The 25150-nt window shown below is 32.2% G+C and carries 20 protein-coding genes; 3 read left to right on the top strand and 17 right to left on the bottom strand.

Translation table 11 applies throughout. The annotated features are described in order from the left end of the window. Nucleotides 1–16: 16 nt before the first annotated feature. From rlmD to gatC, 6 genes are all read right to left on the bottom strand, one after another. Nucleotides 17–1390, bottom strand: a complete 1374-nt coding sequence (rlmD, locus tag LQ668_RS09920) for a 23S rRNA (uracil(1939)-C(5))-methyltransferase RlmD (protein WP_078358261.1) — start codon at nt 1388–1390, stop codon at nt 17–19. A 60-nt stretch (nt 1391–1450) separates the two neighbouring features. Then, nucleotides 1451–2416 (bottom strand): diacylglycerol kinase, encoded by a 966-nt coding sequence (locus LQ668_RS09915; protein WP_078358251.1) that lies wholly within the window; start codon nt 2414–2416, stop codon nt 1451–1453. 71 nt (nt 2417–2487) lie between these two features. Then, nucleotides 2488–3948 carry a helicase HerA-like domain-containing protein gene (locus tag LQ668_RS09910; RefSeq protein ID WP_239776013.1) on the bottom strand — a complete coding sequence of 487 codons (1461 nt, stop codon included), beginning with the start codon at nt 3946–3948 and terminating at the stop codon, nt 2488–2490. Nucleotides 3949–4280: 332 nt separating this feature from the next. After that, nucleotides 4281–5708: an Asp-tRNA(Asn)/Glu-tRNA(Gln) amidotransferase subunit GatB gene (gene gatB, locus LQ668_RS09905; protein WP_078358248.1), complete on the bottom strand. Its 1428-nt coding sequence runs from the start codon at nt 5706–5708 to the stop codon at nt 4281–4283. Between the two features lie 6 nt (nt 5709–5714). Then, nucleotides 5715–7181 carry an Asp-tRNA(Asn)/Glu-tRNA(Gln) amidotransferase subunit GatA gene (gatA, locus tag LQ668_RS09900; protein ID WP_078358246.1) on the bottom strand — a complete coding sequence of 489 codons (1467 nt, stop codon included), beginning with the start codon at nt 7179–7181 and terminating at the stop codon, nt 5715–5717. 3 nt (nt 7182–7184) lie between these two features. Next, nucleotides 7185–7484, bottom strand: a complete 300-nt coding sequence (gatC, locus tag LQ668_RS09895; RefSeq protein ID WP_078358244.1) for an Asp-tRNA(Asn)/Glu-tRNA(Gln) amidotransferase subunit GatC — start codon at nt 7482–7484, stop codon at nt 7185–7187. A gap of 164 nt (nt 7485–7648) precedes the next feature. Here gatC and putP (LQ668_RS09890) point away from each other — a divergent pair, with 164 nt between their 5' ends. Then, nucleotides 7649–9172, top strand: coding sequence for a sodium/proline symporter PutP (putP, locus tag LQ668_RS09890; RefSeq protein ID WP_107509760.1), 1524 nt, complete (start codon nt 7649–7651; stop codon nt 9170–9172). Nucleotides 9173–9428: 256 nt separating this feature from the next. After that, nucleotides 9429–10961 carry a sodium/proline symporter PutP gene (gene putP / locus LQ668_RS09885; protein ID WP_107509759.1) on the top strand — a complete coding sequence of 511 codons (1533 nt, stop codon included), beginning with the start codon at nt 9429–9431 and terminating at the stop codon, nt 10959–10961. A gap of 94 nt (nt 10962–11055) precedes the next feature. On the opposite strand, the gene LQ668_RS09880 is transcribed toward putP (LQ668_RS09885), so the two are convergent. The 11 genes from LQ668_RS09880 to LQ668_RS09830 all read right to left on the bottom strand — a co-directional run bounded on the left by LQ668_RS09880 (nt 11056) and on the right by LQ668_RS09830 (nt 23724). Beyond that, nucleotides 11056–12243, bottom strand: a complete 1188-nt coding sequence (locus tag LQ668_RS09880) for a CamS family sex pheromone protein (protein ID WP_078358240.1) — start codon at nt 12241–12243, stop codon at nt 11056–11058. Nucleotides 12244–12254: 11 nt separating this feature from the next. Beyond that, nucleotides 12255–14258 (bottom strand): NAD-dependent DNA ligase LigA, encoded by a 2004-nt coding sequence (gene ligA / locus LQ668_RS09875; protein ID WP_107509758.1) that lies wholly within the window; start codon nt 14256–14258, stop codon nt 12255–12257. A 3-nt stretch (nt 14259–14261) separates the two neighbouring features. Beyond that, a complete protein-coding gene (pcrA, locus tag LQ668_RS09870; RefSeq protein WP_107509757.1) occupies nt 14262–16442 on the bottom strand; it encodes a DNA helicase PcrA in 2181 nt (726 codons plus the stop codon). 12 nt (nt 16443–16454) lie between these two features. Next, the gene (pcrB, locus tag LQ668_RS09865; RefSeq protein WP_078358231.1) at nt 16455–17138 is read right to left on the bottom strand and encodes a heptaprenylglyceryl phosphate synthase; all 684 of its coding nucleotides are present in this window, start codon (nt 17136–17138) and stop codon (nt 16455–16457) included. 107 nt (nt 17139–17245) lie between these two features. Then, complete coding sequence (locus tag LQ668_RS09860; protein WP_107509756.1) at nt 17246–17947, bottom strand: M15 family metallopeptidase; 702 nt, start codon at nt 17945–17947, stop codon at nt 17246–17248. Nucleotides 17948–18652: 705 nt separating this feature from the next. After that, complete coding sequence (locus LQ668_RS09855; RefSeq protein WP_078358228.1) at nt 18653–18955, bottom strand: YerC/YecD family TrpR-related protein; 303 nt, start codon at nt 18953–18955, stop codon at nt 18653–18655. A gap of 78 nt (nt 18956–19033) precedes the next feature. Beyond that, nucleotides 19034–20329 (bottom strand): adenylosuccinate lyase, encoded by a 1296-nt coding sequence (gene purB / locus LQ668_RS09850; RefSeq protein ID WP_107509755.1) that lies wholly within the window; start codon nt 20327–20329, stop codon nt 19034–19036. Nucleotides 20330–20630: 301 nt separating this feature from the next. After that, nucleotides 20631–20807 (bottom strand): NETI motif-containing protein, encoded by a 177-nt coding sequence (locus LQ668_RS09845; protein WP_078358225.1) that lies wholly within the window; start codon nt 20805–20807, stop codon nt 20631–20633. Continuing rightward, nucleotides 20797–21366 carry a DUF2179 domain-containing protein gene (locus tag LQ668_RS09840; RefSeq protein WP_078358224.1) on the bottom strand — a complete coding sequence of 190 codons (570 nt, stop codon included), beginning with the start codon at nt 21364–21366 and terminating at the stop codon, nt 20797–20799. Before LQ668_RS09840 ends, LQ668_RS09845 begins: the two co-directional genes overlap by 11 nt. A gap of 64 nt (nt 21367–21430) precedes the next feature. Then, entirely contained in the window at nt 21431–22252 is an 822-nt protein-coding gene (nadE, locus tag LQ668_RS09835; protein WP_078358222.1) for an ammonia-dependent NAD(+) synthetase, read from the bottom strand. Next, nucleotides 22252–23724, bottom strand: a complete 1473-nt coding sequence (locus tag LQ668_RS09830) for a nicotinate phosphoribosyltransferase (RefSeq protein WP_078358220.1) — start codon at nt 23722–23724, stop codon at nt 22252–22254. Before LQ668_RS09830 ends, nadE begins: the two co-directional genes overlap by 1 nt. A 144-nt stretch (nt 23725–23868) precedes the next feature. Between LQ668_RS09830 and LQ668_RS09825 the strand changes: the two genes are divergently transcribed. Beyond that, on the top strand, nt 23869–25035 hold the full coding sequence (locus LQ668_RS09825) for an MFS transporter (RefSeq protein WP_078358218.1): 1167 nt from the start codon (nt 23869–23871) through the stop codon (nt 25033–25035). Nucleotides 25036–25150 lie beyond the last annotated feature (115 nt).

Below are 25150 nucleotides of genomic sequence, written 5' to 3'. Positions count from 1 at the left end.
AATAATGGCTAGCTGTTTAATCAGTTATTTTTTCTATTAAAGCAACTGTCTCTACATGTGTAGTATGTGGAAACATATCTACAGGTGTGATTTCTTTTAATTGATAACCACTTCCTTTTAATATCTCTACATCTCTTACTTGTGTTGCTGGATTACATGATATATACACAATTCTCTTAGGTGAAAGTTCTATTAAAGTTTCAATAAATGTTTGATCGCATCCTTTTCTTGGTGGATCGACCATTACGACTTCTGGCTTTATACCTTCTTTTTGCCATTTTAAAATGATTTCTTCTGCTTTTCCTGCTTCCCATGTCGCATTATCTATATGATTGATTTCTGCATTTTCTTTCGCATTTTCTATAGCTTGCTCTACAACTTCAACGCCGTAAACATGTTTAGCTTTTGGTGACATATAAGATCCTATTGTCCCGATTCCGCAATATGCATCTATAACTGTTTCTTCTCCATCTAATTGTGCATATTCTAAAGCTTTGTTATATAATTTCTCTGTTTGTACTGGATTGATTTGATAGAAAGAAGAGTCAGATATTTTAAACTGAAATTCTGAGAGTTTGTCAGAAATCGTGTCTTGTCCATACAATGTATGTGACGTATTACCCATTATAACGTTTGATTTTTCTAAGTTTATATTATGTTTAATACTTACAACATTATCAAATTCTGACGTGATATATTCTATAATTTTGTTTTTATGGCTTAATTGTTTGCTGTTTGTTACAAATATAACCATTGTTTCTCCAGTATAATATCCGCTTCTCAATATGATATGTCTTAACTCACCTTTATGTTTTCGCTCATTATAAATGCTTATATTAATTTGCTCTAATAAAGCTTTAAGTTTAATCATAATTTGATCATGTTTTTCATCTTGTATCATACAATGGTCAATATTTACGATATCATGGCTTCTCTGTCTATAGAAACCTAACTCAATTTCGCCTTGTTCATTCTTACCCACTGGTATTTGTGATTTATTTCGATATTGCCATGGATTTTCCATTCCGATTGTTTCATGAATAACCGTATCTTCAAAGTTTGATTTACGTTTAAATAAGTTTACAACTTGTTCTTTTTTCATTTCTAATTGTGCTCTATAGCTCAAATGTTGAAGTTGGCATCCTCCACACACGCTATAATACTCACAGGGTGGTTCAATTCTTTTTTCAGATGCTTCTTTAATTGTTATTAATTTACCGATAGCGAATTGCTTTTTTACTTTAATAACTTTAAATTCAATCGTTTCATCTTTTATTGCATTTGGTACGAAAATAGGATAACGATCAAATTTAACAACACCATGTCCTTCATGTGTAAAATCGATCACTTGTCCTGTGTATATTTCGTTTTTATTAACTATACCTGCCATAATAACTCCTTCTTTCACGTTAAACATAGAAAAAAGGGACAAAATAATGTCCCCCTGTATTTATTCTTCTGTTAGTTCTTCGTGTAATCTTTCTCGTTCTTTTTCTACCGTTTCAATACCATGTTCTCTCTTCACTCTTTCAAGTTTAGAAAATACTTCTATATGTTGTTTTAAGTTCAAGAAATTAGCAGGTAATACGCCACCAAATTCTCCATCAACATTTAATTGAATTTGTTCAAATGATGAAACGTTTATTGTTTTAGCTTTTGAATAATGAACTTTAGGGTGATTGATATGATCACCTCTTGAAGCAAGCGTCATAATATGACCTAGTTCAGCAATGTTCACTTTTTCTAAAATGAGCAATGTGAAATTCCCATCATTAATATCTGCATCAGGTACAAGCTTTTCAAATCCTCCGATAGAATTTGTTAGGCCAATTAAGAACATCATTGCTTCACCTTGAAATACATTTCCATCATATTCAATGCGAATATCTGTCGCCTTAATTTGAGGTAACATCTCTAAACCTTTAATATAATAGGCTAATGGACCTACCATCGTTTTAAGTTTACTTGGTGCTTCATATGATACTTCTGTAATTTTTCCGCCACCAGCAATGTTTATAAAATAACGATTATTCATTTTACCTACATCAACTGGCACTAAATCACCTTTAATAATCGTGTCAACGGCTTCCATAATACTATTCGGTATAAGTAGTGCTCTACCAAAATCGTTTACAGTACCCATAGGAATTAATCCTAATTTAGGACGTTTTTTAGCTTCTGCTATTCCATTAATCACTTCATTTAATGTACCATCCCCACCAGCTGCAATGATAACATCATAATCGTACTTTAATGCTTCTCTAGCTGCATTTGTTGCATCACCAGCACTTGTGGTAGCATGTGCACTTGTCTCGTATCCAGCTTGTTCTAATTTAATTAACACATCAGGTAATGCCCTTTTAAATACTTCTCGTCCTGATGTTGGGTTATAAATGATCCTAGCTTTTTTCTTCATTGTGATCCCTCTTGTATTTTCTTATATCTTTATATTAAAGCAAATGTTAAATATAAGAAAGTAAAAAATGATTAGCGTTTTTTTGTTCCAAAAATATTTCTCACAATTTCTCTTCCAATTTGTCTCCCTACCGTAGAAAGTAATTTTGAAGTTTCTTTTTGGAATTGAGAAGACTTCTCTTTTTTCTTTGGTTCTGAGTCTTTTTGTGTATTTTTAGTTTTCTTAGAACTTTTACTTTCTTCAGATGTTTCTGGTTGCTTTTCTATTTTTTTCTGCAGCATTTCAAAAGCACTTTCTCGATCAAATGTTTCTTTATAAGTTTCGTTCAATGGCGAATTATTTATAAGGTCTTTTTTGACATGTTCATCAATTACACCAATTATACTTTCTGGAGGACGGATAAATGCACGTTCAACTATATTTGGTTGTCCTTCTTCATTTAAGAATGAAATAAGAGCTTCACCAGTTTTTAATTCTCCAATCACTTGAGCTGTATCAAAATTTTCATTTTGTCTGAATGTTTGTGCTGCACTTTTAATTGCTTTTTGGTCTTTAGGTGTATAACTTCTTAATGCATGTTGAACTCTGTTACCAAGTTGTCCGAGAACAGATTCAGGTATATCAATTGGATTTTGAGTTACAAAATAAATCCCTACACCTTTAGAACGAATTAATCGTACAACTTGTTCAACTTTTTCAATAAGTTCCTTGGAACTATCATTAAATAATAAATGAGCTTCATCAAAGAAGAAAACAATTTTAGGCTTTTCAGGATCTCCAACTTCAGGTAGACTCTCGAATAATTCAGATAATAACCACAATAAGAATGTCGCATATAATTTTGGCTTTTGATATAAGACAGATGCGTCTAATACGTTAATCATACCTTTACCAGACTCATCAAATTTAATAAAATCTTCTAACTCTAGAGCTGGTTCACCAAAGAAAGTTTCTGCACCTTCAGATTCTAATCTTAACAACGAACGTTGAATCGCACCTATAGAAGCAGAAGAAATATTTCCGTACTTTTCAGCATACTCGGCCCTATTAGCATTTATTTCTTTTAAGAGTGCTTTAAAGTCTTTCATATCAATTAGTAATAGTCCACTCTCATCAGCAACTTTAAATACAATATCTAAAACACCAAGCTGAGTATTGTTCAAGTCTAATAATTTACCAATTAAAAGAGGACCCATTTCTGTAATAGTTGTTCTTACAGGAACACCATTTTTTTGAAAAATATCAAATAAAGTTACAGGATACGCATTATTGCTATATTCATCAAGCTTTAATAAGTCTAGTCGTTCTTGAATTTTATCATTGATAGAACCAGATTCAGCTATGCTAGAAATATCCCCTTTAATATCAGACATAAAAACAGGAACACCAGCTTTTGAGAATTGCTCAGCCAAAACTTTTAAAGTAATTGTCTTCCCAGTACCAGTAGCACCAGCAATTAAACCATGTCTATTAGCTTGACTTAATTCTAAATTAACTTCATTTTCATTTTTAGCAATTTTTAATTGTGTCATGTGCAGTCAGTCCTCCATTATCAATATGATTTATTACCATTGTACTTTAACTCAACGACCATGCAAGCAATAACATAAATGAAGAAAGTTATTTTCAGCAAATAATAGAGCGTAAATAGGTTGTTCTTACTGGCAGAATTCCGAATTATGCTCCTTAGTGACAGCCCCTCTTACGAACATTTCTCAGAATTTTGTCCCTTACAACACCTCTTCCGGACAATTCTCAGAATTTTGTCCCTTACACGATAAAAAAAACGCTCATTCATTAGGTTTAGCTAATGAATGAGCGTTAATTAATATAAGTCTCTCAATTCTAACTTATATCTTTATATTTATCTTTTTTCTAATTCTGATTTTAGTATTTGGTTAACAACTTGTGGGTTAGCTTGTCCTTTTGAAATTTTCATAATTTGACCAACTAAGAAGCCCATTGCTTTACCTTTACCATTTTTAAAGTCTTCTACTGATTGTGGATTGTTATCTAAAGCTTCAGTAACAAATCCTAATAATGTCGCTTCGTCTGAAATTTGAACAAGACCTTTGTCTTTCATAATTTGATGAGCGTCTCCACCATTTTGTGCTAATTCTGGGAATACTTTTTTAGCGATTTTACTACTCATTGTACCGTCTTCTATTAGCTTAATCATTCCTGCTAAGTTTTCAGGTGTAAGTGCAGTATCATTTAATTCTATTTGATTTTTGTTTAAGTATTCATTTACTCCACCCATTAACCAGTTAGAAGTTAATTTAACATCTGCGCCATGTTTAATAGCTTCTTCAAAGAAATCTGACATTTCTTTAGTTAATGTTAATACATGAGCATCATATGCTGGCAATCCTAAATCATTTACGTAACGTTCTTTACGTACGTCTGGTAAGTCAGGAATTGTCTTACGAACACGCTCTTTCCATTCATCATCAACATATAATGGTACTAAGTCTGGTTCTGGGAAGTAACGATAATCATCTGAACCTTCTTTTATACGCATTAAAATTGTTTCTCCAGTTGATTCGTTAAAACGACGTGTTTCTTGTAAAATTTCTCCGCCTGCTAATAATACTTCTGCTTGGCGTTTTTCTTCATGTTCTAAACCTTTACGTACATAGTTAAATGAGTTTAAGTTCTTAAGCTCTGCTTTAGTACCGAACTCTTCTTGACCATATGGACGTAATGATATATTTGCATCACAACGTAAAGATCCTTCTTCCATTTTACAGTCAGAAACGCCTGTATATTGAATGATTGCACGTAATTTTTCTAAATAAGCATAAGCTTCCTTAGGTGAACGAATATCTGGTTCTGATACGATTTCAATTAATGGCGTACCTTGACGGTTTAAATCCACTAATGAGTAACCATCTTTATGTGATAGTTTACCCGCATCTTCTTCCATGTGTAAACGCGTAATACCGATACGTTTTGTTTCTCCGTCTACTTCAATATCAATCCAACCATTTTCGCCGATTGGTTGATCGAATTGAGAAATTTGGTAAGCTTTTGGATTATCTGGATAGAAATAGTTTTTTCTATCGAATTTAGATTCTTTAGCAATGTCCATGTTTAATGCCATTGCTGCACGCATAGCCCAGTCCACAGCAGTCTTGTTAACTACTGGTAAGACACCTGGATATGCTAAGTCAATTACGTTTGTATTTGTATTAGGTTCCGCACCAAAATGAGCTGGTGATGGTGAAAACATTTTTGATTCTGTTTTTAGTTCGACGTGTACTTCTAAGCCGATTATTGTTTCAAAATGCATTCAGATTCACACTCCTTGTAATGTTTTATAGTCATCATGTAAGTTAAATTGAGTTTCGTATTGATAAGCAACTTTGTATAATGTTTTTTCATCGAATGGTTTACCAACAATTTGTAAACCAATTGGACGACCATTTGATTTACCACAAGGAATTGAGATAGAAGGTACACCTGCTAAGTTAACTGGAATTGTTAAAATATCATTTGCATACATTGTCAATGGATCATCGACTTGTTCACCAATGTTAAATGCTGTTGTTGGTGCAGTTGGTCCTACGATAACATCATAGTCATTAAATACTTTTTCAAAATCTTGTTTTATTAAAGTACGTACTTTTTGAGCTTTTTTGTAGTAAGCATCGTAATAACCTGAGCTTAATGCAAATGTTCCTAACATAATACGTCGTTTAACTTCATCTCCAAAACCTTCTCCACGAGACTTTTTATATAATTCTTCAAGTGTATGAGCTGATTTTGAATGATAACCATAACGGATACCATCGAATCGAGCTAAGTTAGCTGAAGCTTCAGAAGATGCAATAATATAGTAACTCGCAACACCGTATTTCGTATTTGGTAATGATACACGGTCTACAGTTGCACCAAGTGACTCAAGTGTCTTAACTGCTTCATTAACTGAGTTCTTAACGTCTTCAGAAACACCAGATCCAATAAATTCTTCTGGAACAGCTATTTTTAATCCTTTAATATCTTTACCAATTTCAGATGTGAAATCCACATTTTCAATTGGCGCACTTGTTGAGTCTTGAGCATCGTGTCCAGAAATAGTTTCTAAAATTAATGCATTGTCTTTAACACTACGTGTAATTGGGCCAATTTGATCTAATGAAGATGCAAATGCTACTAAACCAAAACGTGATACTCGACCGTATGTAGGTTTCATACCTACTACACCACAATAAGATGCTGGTTGACGAATTGAGCCACCTGTATCTGAACCTAAAGCAAATGGTACTAAGCTTGCTGCTACTGCTGCAGCTGAACCACCTGATGATCCACCAGGTACTGCTTTATGGTCAAATGGGTTAACAGTTGTCTTAAAGTAAGAGTTCTCATTTGAACCACCCATTGCAAATTCATCCATATTTAATTTACCAACTAAAATACCATTTTCAGCATTTAATTGTTTCATCACTGTTGATTCATAAATAGGAATAAAGCCTTCTAACATTTTACTTGCACATGTAGTTTCTACACCTTCAGTAATAATGTTGTCTTTGATACCCATTGGAATACCAAATAACTTACCTTCCATTTTATCTTCAGCTTGTAGTTTATCTTGTTCTTCAGCCTTTTTAATTGCTTCTTCCTTGTTTAAAGCTAAGAATGCTTTGACATTTATATCATCTGCTTCAATTGCTTCAAAAATATCTCTTACAATTTCAGATGGCTTAATTTCTTTATTTTTAATCATTTCTGATAAACGCTCAATTGTTTCATAACGAATTGTCATGCCTTAGTCCTCCTCATTCATAATAGCTGGAACTTTAAATTGTCCCGCTTCTTTTTCTTTAGCATTAAGTAATGCTTGTTCTTGAGGAATTCCTAATTCACTCTTATCTTCTCTTAGAACATTTTGTAAATCCAATACATGGAATGTTGGTTCAACATTTTCAGTATCAACTTCATCTAATTGTCCTGCAAAGTTTAAGATCTTCTCTAAAGATTTTGTGAATTCATTGACTTCGTCTTGTGAAACTTCAAGTCTAGCTAAATTAGCAACATGTTCAACTTGCTCAGATGTTACCTTCGTCATGTGCGACGCCTCCTTAGTTAATCTAACATCATACAATTTTACCAAATTTTCATATAAAAATCTAAAGTTATTGAAAATTAGCTTCATGAAAGCGCATACATTGTGCATAATAAATTATCAGAATTTTTCTGAATTTTATGTCAATGAGTGAGAGGTGGTTTTTCATGTTTATACTTGGAAATGCATTTAAGAATGTTAAGGTCGAAACTACTTGGGAAACATATGTCATGATTGCTGTTTATTTTGCAATTCTACTAGCAATTGGATTCTATGCTTACAAACGTTCGACGAGTACGCTCGATGAATATATGTTGGGTGGTAGAGACTTAGGGCCATTAGTAACTGCCCTATCAGCAGGTGCTTCAGATATGAGTGGTTGGATGATCATGGGGTTACCTGGTTCCGTTTATAGCACTGGTTTATCTGCAACTTGGATAGCGATAGGACTTACAATCGGTGCATGGTTAAATTATATGCTCGTTGCATCTCGATTAAGAATTTATACTGAGTTAACCGATAATGCGATAACTTTACCTGACTATTTTGAAAAGCGTTTATCAGATAATACAAGAATTGTAAAAGTGATTTCCGGACTAGTTATTATAGTATTTTTCACTTTATACACACATTCAGGAATGGTTGCAGGTGGTGTGTTATTCAACAGTGCTTTCGGTATAGATTACCACGTAGGTCTATTAATAGCTGCGAGTATCGTTATTCTATACACATTATTTGGTGGTTATCTCGCCGTTTCATTAACTGATTTCTTTCAAGGTGTCATTATGATACTTGCTTTAGTCCTTGTTCCAATAGTAGCTTTATTAAAATTAAATGGACTAGATACTTTTGCAGAAGTCGGTCAACTCAAGCCAACGAACTTAGATTGGTTTAAAGGTACGACGACTGTTGGCATTATCAGTTTACTTGCTTGGGGATTAGGATATTTTGGGCAACCACATATAATAGTACGTTTTATGTCTATTAAATCACATAAACTTATGCCTAAAGCTCGTAAAATCGGAATATCTTGGATGGCAATTTCATTAATCGGAGCTTGTATTACAGGACTTCTAGGCATTGCTTTTGTCGAACAAACAAATGTAAAAGTGGATAATCCTGAAACAATATTCATTGTTATGAGCCAAATTTTGTTTCATCCATTAATTGCTGGATTTTTCTTAGCAGCAATTTTAGCTGCCATAATGAGTACGATTTCTTCTCAACTTCTTGTAACTTCAAGTGCATTAACTCAAGATTTTTATATGTTAATAAGAGGCAAAACATTACAAGATAAAGATCACGAAAAAGAATTCGTACTTGTAGGACGCTTATCAGTATTAATCGTTTCAATAGTTGCAATGTACATAGCTTGGAACCCAAATGATACGATTTTAAATTTAGTTGGTAATGCATGGGCTGGTTTTGGTGTAGCTTTTGGCCCACTCGTCTTGTTATCTTTATATTGGAAACGACTCACTAAATATGGAGCAATTGCAGGTATTTTATCTGGTTCAATCGTTGTTATTTTCTGGATATTCATGAAAGATCACGGTGGCATTTTTGAATTCTATGAAATTATTCCAGGATTTATATCAAGTCTCGTATTAACAATATTAGTCAGTCTATTTACGAAAGCTCCTGAAGACATTAAAAAGTTCGACGAAATGGAAAAAATATTAAAAAATTAAAATTCTTTTTAAAATTTTATTCATTAAAATTTAGACTTATAAAAATATTAAATCACATCTTGCGAAAACGCTTATAGAACAAGCTATTAAGCAACTTATCATAATTTATATTTGTGGACAAATTGTGACACAATTTAATAAACATGGTAGACTAGATAAGCACAAAAGTTACTTTTTACCCTTTGATTATTATTTCAGTTGTGTATAATGGTCAACGTGCAACTTTAAAAAATATAAAAAATAAAGGAGCGGGAATATGTTTATTTTAGGACAAATTGACGCTAGTTCTGGAGTTGCTTCAGGCTGGCAGACTTACTTCATGATTATAGTCTACTTTGTAGTTTTATTAGCAATTGGTTATTATGCTTATAAACAATCAACAAGCAATTTAGATGAGTACATGCTAGGTGGCCGTAGTATAGGTCCTTATGTAACAGCATTATCCGCTGGTGCATCCGATATGAGTGGTTGGATGATTATGGGACTTCCAGGTGAAGTTTACAACATTGGATTATCAGCAACATGGTTAGCAATCGGTTTAACAGTAGGTGCATGGTTAAATTACATATTAGTAGCACCGAAATTACGTGTTTATACTGAACATACTGGAAATGCAATTACAATTCCAGATTTCTTTGAGAAACGTGTCGCAGATGATACACATGTATTAAAAATTATTTCAGGGATTATTATTGTAGTATTCTTTACGTTGTATACCTCAGTAGGTATGGTTTCTGGTGGTACTTTATTCGAAAGTGCTTTCGGAGTTGACTACAGACTAGGTATTATCATAACGGGTGGTATAGTTGTATTATATACTTTCTTTGGAGGATATTTAGCTGTTTCACTTACAGACTTCTTCCAAGGTGTGATTATGTTAATAGCAATGGTAATGGTACCTATTGCGGCATTATTAACATTAAATGGTTTAGACACTTTTAATACAGTGGCAGAAGTTAAACCATCAAACTTAGATTTATTTAAAGGTACTTCAGCTATTAGTATTATTGGTCTAATTGCATGGGGACTTGGTTATTTTGGACAACCACATATTATAGTAAGATTTATGTCAATTAAATCTCACAAATTATTACCTAAAGCTAGACGTTTTGGTATAGTTTGGATGGCTATTTCATTAATTGGTGCATGTTTAGTAGGTTTAACAGGTATTGCTTACATTCATGAAACAAGTCATACAATCGATAATCCAGAAACAATATTTATTTTAATGAGTCAAGTATTGTTCCATCCATTAGTTGGTGGATTCTTCTTAGCAGCTATTTTAGCAGCTATTATGAGTACAATATCTTCACAATTATTAGTAACATCAAGTGCTTTAACACAAGATTTCTACAGAATCATAACTAAAAAGCGTGGTCTTGAAGCAGACCGTGATAAAGAGTTTGTTTTGATAGGTAGATTTGCAGTATTATTAGTTGCAGTTATAGCTATATTACTTGCATGGACACCTAACGACACAATCTTAAACCTTGTAGGTAATGCTTGGGCAGGATTTGGTGCTGCATTTGGTCCACTTGTATTAATGTCATTATATTGGAAAGGTTTAACTAAGAACGGCGCTATTGCAGGTATGGTTACTTCTTCTATCGTTGTATTATTCTGGATTATGATGAAGAGTCATGGCGGCATATTCGAACTATATGAAATCATTCCAGGTTTCTTTACGAACGTCGTTGTTACAGTAGTAGTAAGTTCATTTACTAAAAAACCAACAAAAGAAGTTATTGATAGTTTAGATCATATGAATCGTGTTTTAAAAGAAGACTAATTAAACAAAAAGCTCTGAACACCCTATTAAAGGTTGTTCAGAGCTTTTTTGTTATAGAGAAACATTTTTATAAAATAAATTTCTATTCTAATCACTACTTATAAATATGAATTTGTGGTTCATCATCGTCTTTATCTTTTGTAATTAAAGCTTGTGGTTCTTCCCCATCAACAATTGATATTTCAATATCATCTACACCTTTGAAATATTTTTGAGATAAATCAGCTACATATTGTGTAACCCCTATTACTTCAGCTTTTCCATAATAATCAAGTGGAATTTTCACTTCAAGTTCAGTAAGTTTGTCATCATCAAACTTACCAGTACCAACTGATTGTGTGAAATTCGGGAAGTACTTTTGTAAGTCTTGATTAAACTGTTCAAAATTAGTATTTAAATTTTTGTCTAAGTTTGATGCTTCAGAAGATGGGAGTGTAACATTTTTTTGATTAATTTTTTCCCAACTTTTTACTGTTCTTTTACCGCCTTCACTAGATGCATGGGCAACAAATTTTCCAGGTTTAATATCACCTTCACCTGATTGAATGAAGATAGCAAAATTAATAGGAACATTTTTAAGATCATCTCTTACACGTAAGCGAGATAATATTTCTTCAGCCATCTCTTTACCTTTTTTCTGAACTTCTTTATTATCTAAGTTTTTAGTATAAGTTTCACCATAATCTTCTTTTTGATAAACATATTCACTATTCATTGCTAAACCAATTGTCATTCCAGATATTTTTTGTTTTTTAGCATCACTTTCTGTGAAATAGTCTTGTTCGATTATATGAGATAAGTATGTAGGTGAGTTATCTGCTATTTTTTCAGGATCTGTTTCTCCATCATGCGTTGGATTGAGTCCTAGGTTTTCTTTAGCTTTACTTTGCTCTTTTTCTTCATCACTCATATCCTTAATTTCTGCTTTAGTATATTTAGGTGCTAAATACGCACTTACTGTATCTTTATCTAAAAACTGTCCATCTCTATATAGGTAATCATCTGGTGAAAATGTTTGTTTACTTATATCTAACAAACCACTTTCGAATGCTTCACTGTTATAACTTGAAATCATGTTGTCTTGTGTTAATCCTCTAGCAGCACTGACTTTGAATGGTAATAAAGTACGGTAATAATCGCTAGAAATTTGCATTCCTGTAGATATTTGTTTTGTTTGCTCTTTTTCTTTATCAGATTTTTCTTGATCTGCTTTTTGAGTAGTATCTGATGAACATGCTGAAAGCAATATTACAGACGCTAAAATAAGAAACCCTTTTTTCATATCTTTAACCTCTATTCATTGATATTACGATATTTGTTTAACCAATCTTCTTCTGACCAAACTTCGATATTTAATTTTTCAGCTTTTTCTAGTTTGGAACCTGCATCTTCACCAGCAATAACAACATCTGTATTTTTTGTTACACTTCCTGTTACTTTTGCACCAAGTGATTGGATTACTTTTGTAGCTTCTGGTCTTGACATCTCTGCCATTTTACCAGTTAACACAAATGTTTTTCCACTAAAATCAGGATGACCTTCTATTTCAGATTGTTTTGTACCTGTATAAGACATATTAACATTTTTCTTTTTTAGCTTGTCTATTAATACTTTAATATCTTCATTTTCCATATAAGTAACAAGTGATTGAGCCATCTTATGCCCTACATCAGGTATTAATGTTAAATCATCAATTGTCACTTCAAATAATCGATCAATTGATTCATATTTTTCAGATATAATTCTACTAGCTTTTGTTCCAAGGTGTCTAACACCTAATCCGAACAATAAATGTTCTAAAGACTTTTCTTTTGATGCTTCGATTGCAGTCAATAAATTATGAACTTTTTTCTCACCCATACGTTCTAAAGGTAACAAATCTTCTGCTGTTAAGTAATATAAATCAGCAACATCTTTAATTTTATCATTTTGATAAAGTTGTTCTATTATTTTATCACCTAGACCATCAATATTCATTGCTTGTCTAGAAACAAAGTGAATCATACCTTCAACAAGTTGTGCAGGACATTTAGGATTTATACATCTTAACGCAACTTCTCCTTCAATTCTGACTAACTCATGTTCACAGCTAGGACAGTGCGTTGGCATATGGTAAACTTCACTATCGTCAGTTCTATCTTCAGCAATGCTTCTAACAACTTCAGGTATTATATCTCCAGCTTTTTTGATAATAACTTTATCACCTATACGAATATCTTTTTCGTGTATTAAGTCTTCATTATGTAAAGATGCTCTTGATACAGTTGTCCCTGCTACTTTAACAGGTTCTAGTATTGCTGTAGGTGTTACGACACCAGTTCTTCCAATACTAAGCTCAATATCTTTTAAAGTTGTTAACACTTCTTCAGCTGGGAATTTATATGCAATTGCCCATCTCGGAGACTTTTGTGTAAAGCCCAGTTCTTCTTGCTGACTGAGATCATCTACTTTTATGACTATACCATCAATATCGTAGGACAGTTGATTTCTTTGTTCCGTCCATTTACTAATAAAAGATAAGACCCCATCAATATCACCAAAAGTTTCTCTTTCTTTATTCGTTTTGAATCCTAATTCGTCTAAATTATTCAATGCTTCAGATTGACTAGCCGCTTCTATTTCTGTTAAATCATTTACACTATATAGAAATATATCAAGTTTTCTTTTTGCGGTTAATTTAGAATCGAGCTGTCTTAAAGAACCTGCAGCTGCATTTCTAGGATTGGCAAAAAGTTGGTCACCATTTTTCTCTTTAATTTCATTTAAAGACATAAATGACTTTCTAGGCATAAATGCTTCACCACGAACTTCTATAGATAGTGGTTCTTTAATTGTTAAAGGGATTGCATGTATTGTTTTTAAGTTTTCGGTTATATTTTCACCTGTTGTGCCATCACCTCGTGTTAAGCCTTGCACAAAGCGTCCGTTAACATACTTTAGTGAAACTGCAAGCCCATCAATTTTCAATTCACAAGTGTATTTAACATGATTTACTTTTTCTTTAACTCGTTGGTCAAACTTTTTTAAGTCTTCCTCATTAAAAGCATTCCCTAAAGACAACATAGGCGTGTCATGATTAATTTTTTCAAATTGAGATAACGGTGGTCCACCAACTCTAACAGTTGGTGAATCAGCCGTCTTTAATTCAGGATGCTGTTCTTCTATAGAAATTAATTCATTTAATAACTTATCGTATTCACTATCAGGTACTGTTGGGTTATCTAATACATGATATTCGCGATTATAACGATGTAACAGTTGATGAAGTTCTTCAACTCTTGTTTTTAATTCATCCATAGTTTACTCTCCCCTTTTCTCAATTGGTGCAAATTGAGCTAATAAACGTTTTGGTCCTTCTTTTTTGAATATAATATCCAATTCAACTGAACCATTTTTATCATTTACAGCACTGACCATACCTTCTCCCCATGATTTATGAGTAACTTTATCACCAACATTCCATGAAGTTTCTGGTTTTTGTTGCGTATTCATACGTCCTGCAAATCCACGTTTCGGTGCAGAAGTCTGTTTTGTTTTAAATGAAGTTTTCGGCTTAACACCATCCAGTAAATCTTCTGGAATTTCTTTTAAGAATCTAGATTTCATATTAGCTTGAGATCTACCAAATAATGTACGCGTTGTGGCGTGAGATAAATGAAGCTCTTGTTCAGCACGTGTTATAGCAACATATGCGATTCTTCGCTCTTCTTCCATTTCATGTTCTTCGCCAGATTGTAAACTTCTAAAGTGTGGAAAAATACTTTCTTCCATACCAATTATAAAGACAACTTTAAATTCTAATCCTTTTGCAGAGTGCATTGTCATCAATGTAACGCCCGCTTCTAGATCAGCATTATCAACATCTGCAACTAATGATAAATCTGTTAAGAAATTCATAAGTGATTGTTCTTCTATAGGTGTATTTTTCTCATAGTCTCTAGGAACTGATAAGAATTCATCAATATTTTCAAGTCTACTTTGAGATTCAATCGTTTGTTCATTTTCAAGCATACGTCTATATCCAGATTTATCTAATATTTGTTCAACAAGTTCAGTAATAGATAAAAACTCTTGCTGTTGCATTAAGTTATTCATCATCTCATAAAAATCAGCACCTTCTTGAGTGACCTTTTTAGATAATCCTATAAAATCAACTTCACCTAAAGCATCAAAGTAACTCAAGTTATTCATAGTTGCATATTGTGCGATTTTTTGAACAGATGTTGGACCCACACCACGTTTAGGTGTATTAATAATTCTTTCAAAACTTATATCATCATTACTGTTTGAAACTAATCTTAAATAACTAAGTATGTCTTTAATTTCTTTACGATCATAGAATTTCGTTCCGCCAACCATTGTATAAGGAATATTTGATTTCAAGAATGTTTCTTCAAGTACACGAGATTGAGCATTCGTTCTATATAATATAGCTATATCTTGATTATTATAGCCTTCTCGTTTTTTCTTTAAGATTTCACGAATAACGTATTCCGCTTCGTCTCTTTCAGTTGTAGCTTCATAATATTTAATTTTTTCACCTGATGTATTATCTGTCCATAAAGCTTTTGGTTTACGCTCTGAATTATTACGTATTACTTCATTAGCAGCTGTTAAAATCGTTTTTGTAGACCTGTAATTGCGTTCTAAAAAGATTGTTTGTGCTTTTGGATAATCTTCTTCAAACGATAAAATATTTTTAATATCCGCGCCTCTCCAACCATAAATAGATTGGTCAGAGTCACCCACTACACAAATATTTTGAAATTTACTTGCTAATAAATTAACAAGTGTATACTGCGCTTTGTTTGTATCTTGATATTCATCCACATGAATATATTGGAATTTATTTTGATAAAATTCTAATACTTCAGGTACACGATCAAACAGTTGAATCGTCATCATAATTAAATCATCAAAATCCAACGCATGATTTCTCAATAATTTATTTTGATATCCTTTATATACACGTGCAACCATCATTGCATAGAAATCATTTGCTTCTTTTTCTGCATCTTCGGCAGTCTTTAATTCATTTTTAAGGTTTGATATTGCTCCAATAAATGTTCTAGGTTCATACTTTTTACTATCAATGTTTTCCTTTTTCAAAATTTCTTTTATAACTGATTTTTGATCAGTAGGATCAATAATAGTAAAGTTTCTTTCAATTCCTATACGATCAATGTCGCGTCTTAAGATTCTTACACACATTGAGTGGAATGTTGAAATCCAAATGCTTTCAGCTTCAGGTCCAACTAAATGACTAATTCTTTCTTTCATCTCTTTAGCTGCTTTATTTGTAAATGTAATAGCCAACACATTGTATGGATTAACTTCTTTTTCATCTAATAAATATGCAATTCTATGTGTTAACACTCTTGTCTTACCACTACCAGCACCTGCCATAATAAGTAATGGGCCTTGAGTTGTTTGGACTGCTTGTTTTTGTTCGTCATTCATTCTATCTAACAATGCGTTCATAAAAACCTTCCTTTATTGTTTTACTTTTACTGTTTGTAAAGCTTTCTTCAAATCTTTATATATAATATTGCCAACCACGATTGTATCAGCAAATTCAGCCATCTCTTTAGCTTTTTCTTTATTGTTAATGCCGCCACCATATATTAACTGAGCATTTTCTAAATGTTCTTTCACTTCTTTCACTTCATCAACATTTCCATATTTCCCACTATATTCTAAATAAAATATTGGCATGTGATATAACTTGTCGACCATTCTTGCATAACTTATCAAATCTTCAATATCCAAATGAGTTCTAGCATCTGTCAGTTTAGCAACTTTACTATCCTCATTCATGACGACATAAGCTTCAAGAAATATTTCATCAAAGTCCATCATGTAACCATATTTCTTTATTGCTTGTTGAAGTATACCATTGTGGTAATCAACTTTATTACTATTTAATACACTCGGTACAAAATAAAAATCAAAACCAGGTACAACACTTTCAATATTAGAAATTTCTAAAGCACATGGTAATGGATAGCGTCTAACTCGACTCATAAGATTTAATACATTATCTTCTGTAACATTATCTGTACCACCAATTATAATGGCGTCAGTACCAGATTCACATACCATCATTAAATCCTCATCTGTAATGGATTTAGCAGGATCTAATTTAAACACATGTTTCCATAACTTTATATCGTACATAGTTAAACTCCTTTAAATATCATAAGATTAATTATAGCATTTTTACCTTTAAATTCCGAAACTAAATAGGTTGATTCACATAAAAAAAGAAGCGAACTTTTCGCTTCTTACATACCATAATTATAGTATTCTTCTAATGTTGTATTTTGCTTATTTATTTCATTTGCTAAATCTTTACCTACATATCTTAAATGCCAAGGTTCATATTGATAACCTGTAATGTTCTCTTTACCATTAGGATATCTAACGATAAAACCATATTTATGTGCATGCTCTTTAATCCATTTTCCTTCGTTTGTATTACCAAAAGATTTTCTAAAATCATCAGTCGCTTTATTAGATCCCACATCAAATGCTAATCCAGTTTGATGTTCTGATTTACCTGGTTTCGCGCTATATTGATTTGCTGCTTTTTCTCCATCTCTTGCTACATAATCATTATATAACTGTTCTTGTTCTTCATATGAACGGTATCCACTTCTAAAAACAACATCTAATCCATCATTTCTAGCATCTTGAATCAGTTGGTTCAAATCAGTTCTTGCAGTTCTATTTTCGCCTGGTGCGTAATCACTAGGTAAGTCTACTTTCTTATTTGCGAAAACATGACCATCAACATAAGTTATGCCATCTTTCTTCTTAATATTAGGTTGCTCATTTTTTTGATTATTTTTGTTATTTTGACCATTAGATTGTTCTTCTGTAGATGATTTATCTTCTGTATTTGAATGATTGCTTGAATCACTATTTACGCCACATGCACTTAACACTATAGAAGATATTCCAACGATTAAAAATAGTTTCTTCATGTGTAACGCTCCTTAATTTACTGAATTTAATTATTATATTACTATTTTAATAATTAATCAAAATAAATAAGCATATCGTACGATTTTGTTCGTGCATGTTTGCCTACCTTTTTATACAATCTTACGATTTTGTTCGTGCATGCTTGCCTAGGGGTATGGTTCGAGCCTGTAGTCTCTCACTCATACTATTCCCTCAGGCGTCAGCACTTTACAAAATCGTTGAGAATATTCATTTTTATTCAAAAATAAGAGCAGAAATTCATTATTAAAATTGAATTTCTGCTCTTTTTAAAGTTTTAGGATATTTATGTCTTAAGCTTCATTTTGTATTCAAATCTGCTTTTATAGATACTCTTATCAGCAGTTTTACCTAGTACTGCTTTTAACACAACCCTTATCAGCAGTTTTGCCTAGTACTGCTTTTAACACACCTCTTATCAGCAATTTTGCCTAGTACTGCTTTTAACGCACCTCTTATCAGCAATTTTGCCTAGTACTGCTTTTAACACACCTCTTATCAGCAATTTTGCCTAGAACTGCTTTTAACACTAACCTTATCTGCCCGCGGAAAGCATGCGCATAAAAAAATGCCAACAAAGTCTATTACTTTGCTGGCATTCTGATGATAGCTCTATGAGCTACCAAAATGATTATTATAAATTTCTAGGACATTTATATCCCAATCTCAAAAAATATTCTTACTATTTATTTTTCAAAATCAATATTCATTCTTTCAAGTATCATCGTGTATGCATCATTACCCCATTGTAAAGATCTTTTAACTCGAGAAATAGTCGCAGTTGATGCACCAGATTCTTTCTCGATATGTGCATATGTGAATCCTTGTTTGATCATTTTCGCAACTTGTAATCGTTGTGATAATGACTGTAATTCATTGACAGTACATAAATCATCAAAAAATTGATAACATTCTTCTCTAGTCTCTAGCGTTAGTACAGCATCAAATAGTTCGTCTAATGCTTTACCTCTTAATTTTTCGATTTGCAAAAAATCAACCCCTGTTTAATATAAGTTCATTAATTGCATTTTAACGCACTAACCTATTAAAGTACAGTATAAAGAATTTTATTCAATACCAGCTCTTCTAAATATAGTATCTACTTGATTTAAGTGATGCTTTTCATCGAAACATTCATCTAATTCAGTTTCACTTAACAAGTTCGTAATTTTCTCGTCTTGTTCTACTAGAGTTCTAAATGGTGTTTGTGTTTCCCATGATTCCATTGCTTTTGGCTGAACGATATCATAAGCCTCTTCTCTAACCATTCCTTTATTAATAAGTGTTAACATAACACGTTGTGAATAAATAAGTCCAAATGTCTTATCAATATTACGTTTCATATTTTCAGGATAAACAGTTAATCTATCAATGATATTAGTGAATCTATTTAAAGCGTAATCTAAAGCAATTGTAACATCTGGTAACATGATTCTTTCAGCTGATGAATGAGAGATATCTCTTTCATGCCATAATGGTACATTTTCATATGCAGTTGTAACATATCCTCTAATAACACGAGCTAAACCTGTTACATTTTCAGATCCAATTGGATTACGTTTGTGTGGCATTGCTGATGATCCTTTTTGACCTTTTGCAAATGCTTCTTCTACTTCACGTGTTTCAGTTTTTTGTAAACCACGTACTTCTACTGCAAATTTTTCAATAGAAGTTGCAATTAAGCCTAAAGTTGCAATGTAATAAGCATGGCGATCACGTTGTAGTGTTTGTGTAGAAACAGGTGCATAATCTAAACCTAATTCTTTACATACATGCTCTTCAATTTCAGGTGGAATATTCGCAAAAGTACCAACTGCGCCACTCATTTTTCCTACTTCAATTTCTTCACGAACACGTTTGAATCTTTCTAAGTTACGTTTCATTTCTGTATACCAAAGTGCAATTTTTATACCAAATGTTGTTGGCTCAGCATGTACACCATGTGTTCTACCCATCATTAACGTTGTCTTATGTTCAATCGCTTTATTCTTTAAGACTTCTAAAAATCTTTCTATATCTTTTTCTATAATTTCATTAGCTTGTTTAATTACATAACTAAGCGCAGTGTCAACAACATCAGTTGACGTTAAACCATAATGTACCCATTTACGTTCTTCACCTAATGTTTCAGATACTTGTCTAGTAAACGCTACGACATCATGGCGCGTTTCTTGTTCAATTTCTTTAGCTCTATCAACGTCGACTTTAGCATTTTGTCTTATTAGTTTAACATCCTCAGCTGGAATATGTCCTAACTTGCTCCATGCTTCACACGCTAGTATTTCAACTTCTAACCATGCTTCAAAACGATTTTGTTCAGTCCAAATATTAGCCATTTCTTCTCTAGAATAACGTTCAATCATTGATAAATTCTCCTATCATTTTTTAGTCATTTACATTATAACAAACATTTTGTAACACGTACATTATTTATAAAATATCAAATAAAGTTCGTAATTAGATTGTTAAATCATTTATCTCTCTCATTATATATTGTAACAGTCGGATAATAAATTGAAAGTAGTTTCCCATTTATAATTTATATGTCCTTATAATCGCATCTTTGTTTTTTCATAAACAATAAAGACAATATGAAAATAAAACACCCTTGGAAGTTATATTTTTCGACTAACTTCCAAGGGTATTTTGATTTCAAACAATCATTTAATCATTCATTTTTTTGCCTACAAATTGTATTTCTTGTCTAAGTACTTCAATATCACCGTTCTTCTTTTCGATAAAGACAGGTTTTTCAAATCTTTTCACTGGTGTATAACCTTGTTCTTTCATTCTATTAAGACACATTTCTATCGTTTCATTTTCTTCAACTCTAAACTTCATCAGTATCATACGCCTTTAATTTTTTACTTCGTACACCTTTAACCCAGAAACCACCGTGGATGTTTTTAGGTTCATATGCAATAATAAAAGCTTTTGAATCTAACTGTTTTATTGTGTCCATTAATTTCAATTCAAATCTACGTGGTGTTAATATTTGCATTACAAGACGATCTCCATCTCTTCCTTTTGCAACATAATGTGTGACACCATACCCAAAGTCTCTCAACTTTCTAGGTAAATCTGTTTCATATTCTGCAGTTGTAACGTTCACAACGATATAACCTAATGCTATCTTTTCTTCTATCTTCATGCCTACAATAATACCCGTTGCAAATCCAAGTGCATAAGCTAATATATTCTGAATTTGGTCAAGACTATTTATTACTAAACCTAATCCGATAACATAAACGACTACTTCAAGTACACTCACAGCAGCGGCTATATATCGATATCCTTTTAGTGTTAAAATCGTTCTCATTGTTAAACAGGATACATATACTATATTAATTACAAATATAGAAAGTACCATTAGCCATGGATTATCTAATATAGCTGACATGCAAACCCTCCATTTATTAAAATACTGGAATTATTTTATCAATCAAACTTATGAAAGTCACGCATTATTTTGGCCAAGTATATCTTGTATAAGGCATTTCTCTTTTATGTGCATTTCTTACATAGTGATTCTGAATAATTTCTTGATCTTTTTCATTTATTTTTTTACCTTCTAAAAAGTCATCAATTACATCATAAGTTACTCCCAAAGCTTCTTCGTCTGGTAAAGCTGGTTTATCTTCTTCTAAATCGGCAGTAGGTACTTTATTAATTAAATGTTCTGGACCATCTAAATATTTTAAGATTGCTTTACCTTGTCTTTTATTCAAGCCAAATAAAGGAGCTATATCACAAGAACCATCACCAAACTTAGTGAAGAATCCAGTAATATTCTCAGCCGAATGATCAGTTCCTAGTACAATACCACTATGTGCTGAAGCAATTGAATATTGGACTTTCATGCGCTCTCTCGCTTTTTCATTTCCTTTTTGAAAATCTGTAAGTTCAACACCTGATTCTTTTAATGATTGAATACTTGCTTGAACTGCTGGTTTAATATTCACTGTTATACGTTTGCTTGGATTAATAAAATCTAAAGCATCTTGTGTATCTTGTTCATCAAACTGTTCACCATACGGCAATCTAACAGCGATAAATTGATATTGTTCATTTTCTTCAGCATTTAATTCTTCTACTGTTAACTGTGCTATTTTACCTAGCAATGTTGAATCTTGACCGCCTGAAATACCTAAAACTAATGACTTCACAAAACTATGAGCTTTTATATAAGATTTCAAAAAATGTTTAATCTCTTCAAATTCACTATTAGGGTCTATTACTTTTTTTACATTCATTTCTTTAACTATGGTTGATTGCAAATCTCTCATTACTGTTCCACATCCTTAATAGATTCTGCAACTCTTTCTGCAACTTCAAATATTTTTTTATTCTTATTATCCCAACAAGCTTTACTTAAGTCTACAGGGTACTCTTCAGGATTTAAATAACGTTTATTTTCTTCCCATAATATCTCAAGGTTATCAAATGCAAATTGTTTTATATCATTAATTTCTGGCAATGAATAAACAAGTTTACCGTTTGTAAAAATATCGTGATGTAAATCAACAGCTTTAAAGTTTTTAATATATTTCATTTTATAAGTATGAACGGGATGGAACATTTTTAAACGTTCTTCTTTGTTTGGCTCTTCATGTTCTAAAGTTATATAATCTCCTTCAGATTTGTTCGTTAAAGTATTAATAACTCTATAGACATTTTTCTTACCAGGAACCGTAACTTTTTCTGCATTGTTAGAAATTTTAATACGATCTGAAAGTTCACCATTCTCATCTTCAATTGCCACAAGTTTGTATACAGCACCAAGAGCTGGTTGATCATATGCGGTAATAAGTTTAGTACCTACACCCCAAGCTGTAACTTTTGCTCCTTGTGCTTTTAAACTTGTGATTGTTTCTTCATCTAAGTCATTTGAAGCAAATATTTTTGCATCAGTGAATCCCGCTTCATCTAACATTCTTCTTGCTTCTTTAGATAAATACGCAATATCACCTGAGTCTAATCGAATACCTATAAAATTAATTTTATCGCCTAACTCTTTTGCTACTTTAATAGCGTTTGGTACACCGGATTTAAGTGTATGGAATGTATCTACGAGGAAAACACAATTTTTATGTCTTTCAGCATACTTTTTAAAAGCAATGTATTCATCATCATAAGTTTGTACCATTGAATGTGCATGTGTCCCAGAAATCGGAATACCAAATAATTTACCTGCTCTAACATTACTTGTTGAGTCAAAGCCCCCGATGACCGCTGCTCTTGCACCCCATATAGCAGCATCCATTTCTTGTGCTCTTCTTGTACCAAATTCCATGACAATTTCATCACGCACCACTTGCTTAATTCTACTTGCTTTCGTAGCAATTAAAGTTTGGAAATTCACGATATTTAATAGTGCTGTTTCAACTAGTTGAGCTTGAATTAATGGTGCTTCAACTCTAAGGAGAGGTTCATTATTAAAACATAACTCCCCTTCTTTCATCGCTCTAATGTTACCTGTAAAACGTAAAGCTTTTAAATAATCTAAATAATCATCTTGATATCCAATTTCTCTCAAGTATTCAATATCTGAATCTGTAAACTTGAAATTTTCAATAAATTGTACAATTCTCTCTAATCCACTAAAAATAGCATACCCACTATTAAATGGCATACTTCTAAAATATAGATCAAATATAGCTTTACGTTCATGAATCCCATCATTCCAATAAGTTTCGCCCATATTGATTTGATATAAATCCGTGTGTAACATTAAACTATCGTCTTCATATTTATACATTATTCAATACTCCTCAGGTTATATAATTTTATATTATTTTATCATACTTTCTAATTTAAATTTTAAAAAGTAACTTAAATATATCAACTCATTTATCTCTATGATAAAATACTTAAGATGTAAAATTAAGTGGGAGGCTAACAAATGAAAAATTCTTCATTCAAAAAATTATTTATTATACTTTCAATTATTGTAGCTATCTCCGGTTTCTCACAAGGAATGCTCTTACCATTAATTTCAGTAATATTTGAACGTAACGGGATCTCTAGTTCAGTAAACGGTATACATGCAACTTCTTTATATATTGGCGTATTTCTTTCTTCATTTTTTATTGAAGGACTAGTACGTAAATCCGGTTTTAAATATATGATACTAATTGGTGGCGCTATAGTTGCCTTATCTTTATTGTTATTCCCTACATTAAAAACTTTATCTATATGGTTTATTTTAAGACTTTTAATTGGTGTTGGTGATAACATGCTTCATTTTAGTACACAAACATGGTTAACACATATGACACCGAAACATAAACTTGGTAGAACAATTTCAGTATATGGATTCAGTTTTTCAGCAGGGTTTATGCTTGGACCTTTATTAGCTAAACTCGTAGACGTTTCAGAAGCATTACCATTTATTCTTTCAGCAATGCTCTCTATCATTACCATTTCGTTAGTACTTTTAATTCATAATGAATTTCCTTCATCGAATGTGCGTCCTATTAGCATGATTAATACATTGAAGAACTTCGGAGACGTCATAAAAACATCATGGATTGCTTTCATGTTTCCATTATTATATGGATTATTCGAAGCGGGACTACATAGTAACTTTCCAGTTTATGGTTTAAGAAATGGTCTTGATGTTACGAGTATCACATTAATATTACCAGCGTTCAGCTTAGGTGCTATTCTATTCCAAGTACCGTTAGGAATGTTTAGTGACATTCATGGTAGAAAAAAAGTATTACTCTGTTTAACTTTAATTGGAAGTATCATATTCCTCTTAGGTGACTTTTTACCTAATACAACCTTTATAATGATGGGATTATTTTTAATTGCAGGACTCTTTACAGGATCATTTTATGGTTTAGGTGTAAGTTATATGACAGACTTAACACCAAAGCATAACCTACCCGCTGGTAACTTAATGATCGCAATGTCATTCAGTATCGGTAGTATGATAGGACCAATATTAGGCGGAACAATTATTCAAATATCAAACGGAACGATATTCTTCACAATGATTGCTGTATTTGTATTTATCGTGTTCATACTACTATTAGTTCACCGAACACCACAACAAATAGAATAATATACGAAATATAAAATACGGAGGGAGGCTGGGACATAAATACCCATTCTCAAATAAAAAGAGCTAATCCATATTTTCGGATTAGCTCTTTTTTCTTTATTTATAAAATCTACGA

Source organism: Mammaliicoccus sp. K-M42, from assembly GCF_022386375.1.
GTDB classification, from domain to species: Bacteria; Bacillota; Bacilli; order Staphylococcales; family Staphylococcaceae; genus Mammaliicoccus; species Mammaliicoccus fleurettii.
Note: the sequence above shows the minus strand (reverse complement) of the source record. Positions and strands in the feature narration are given on the sequence as shown.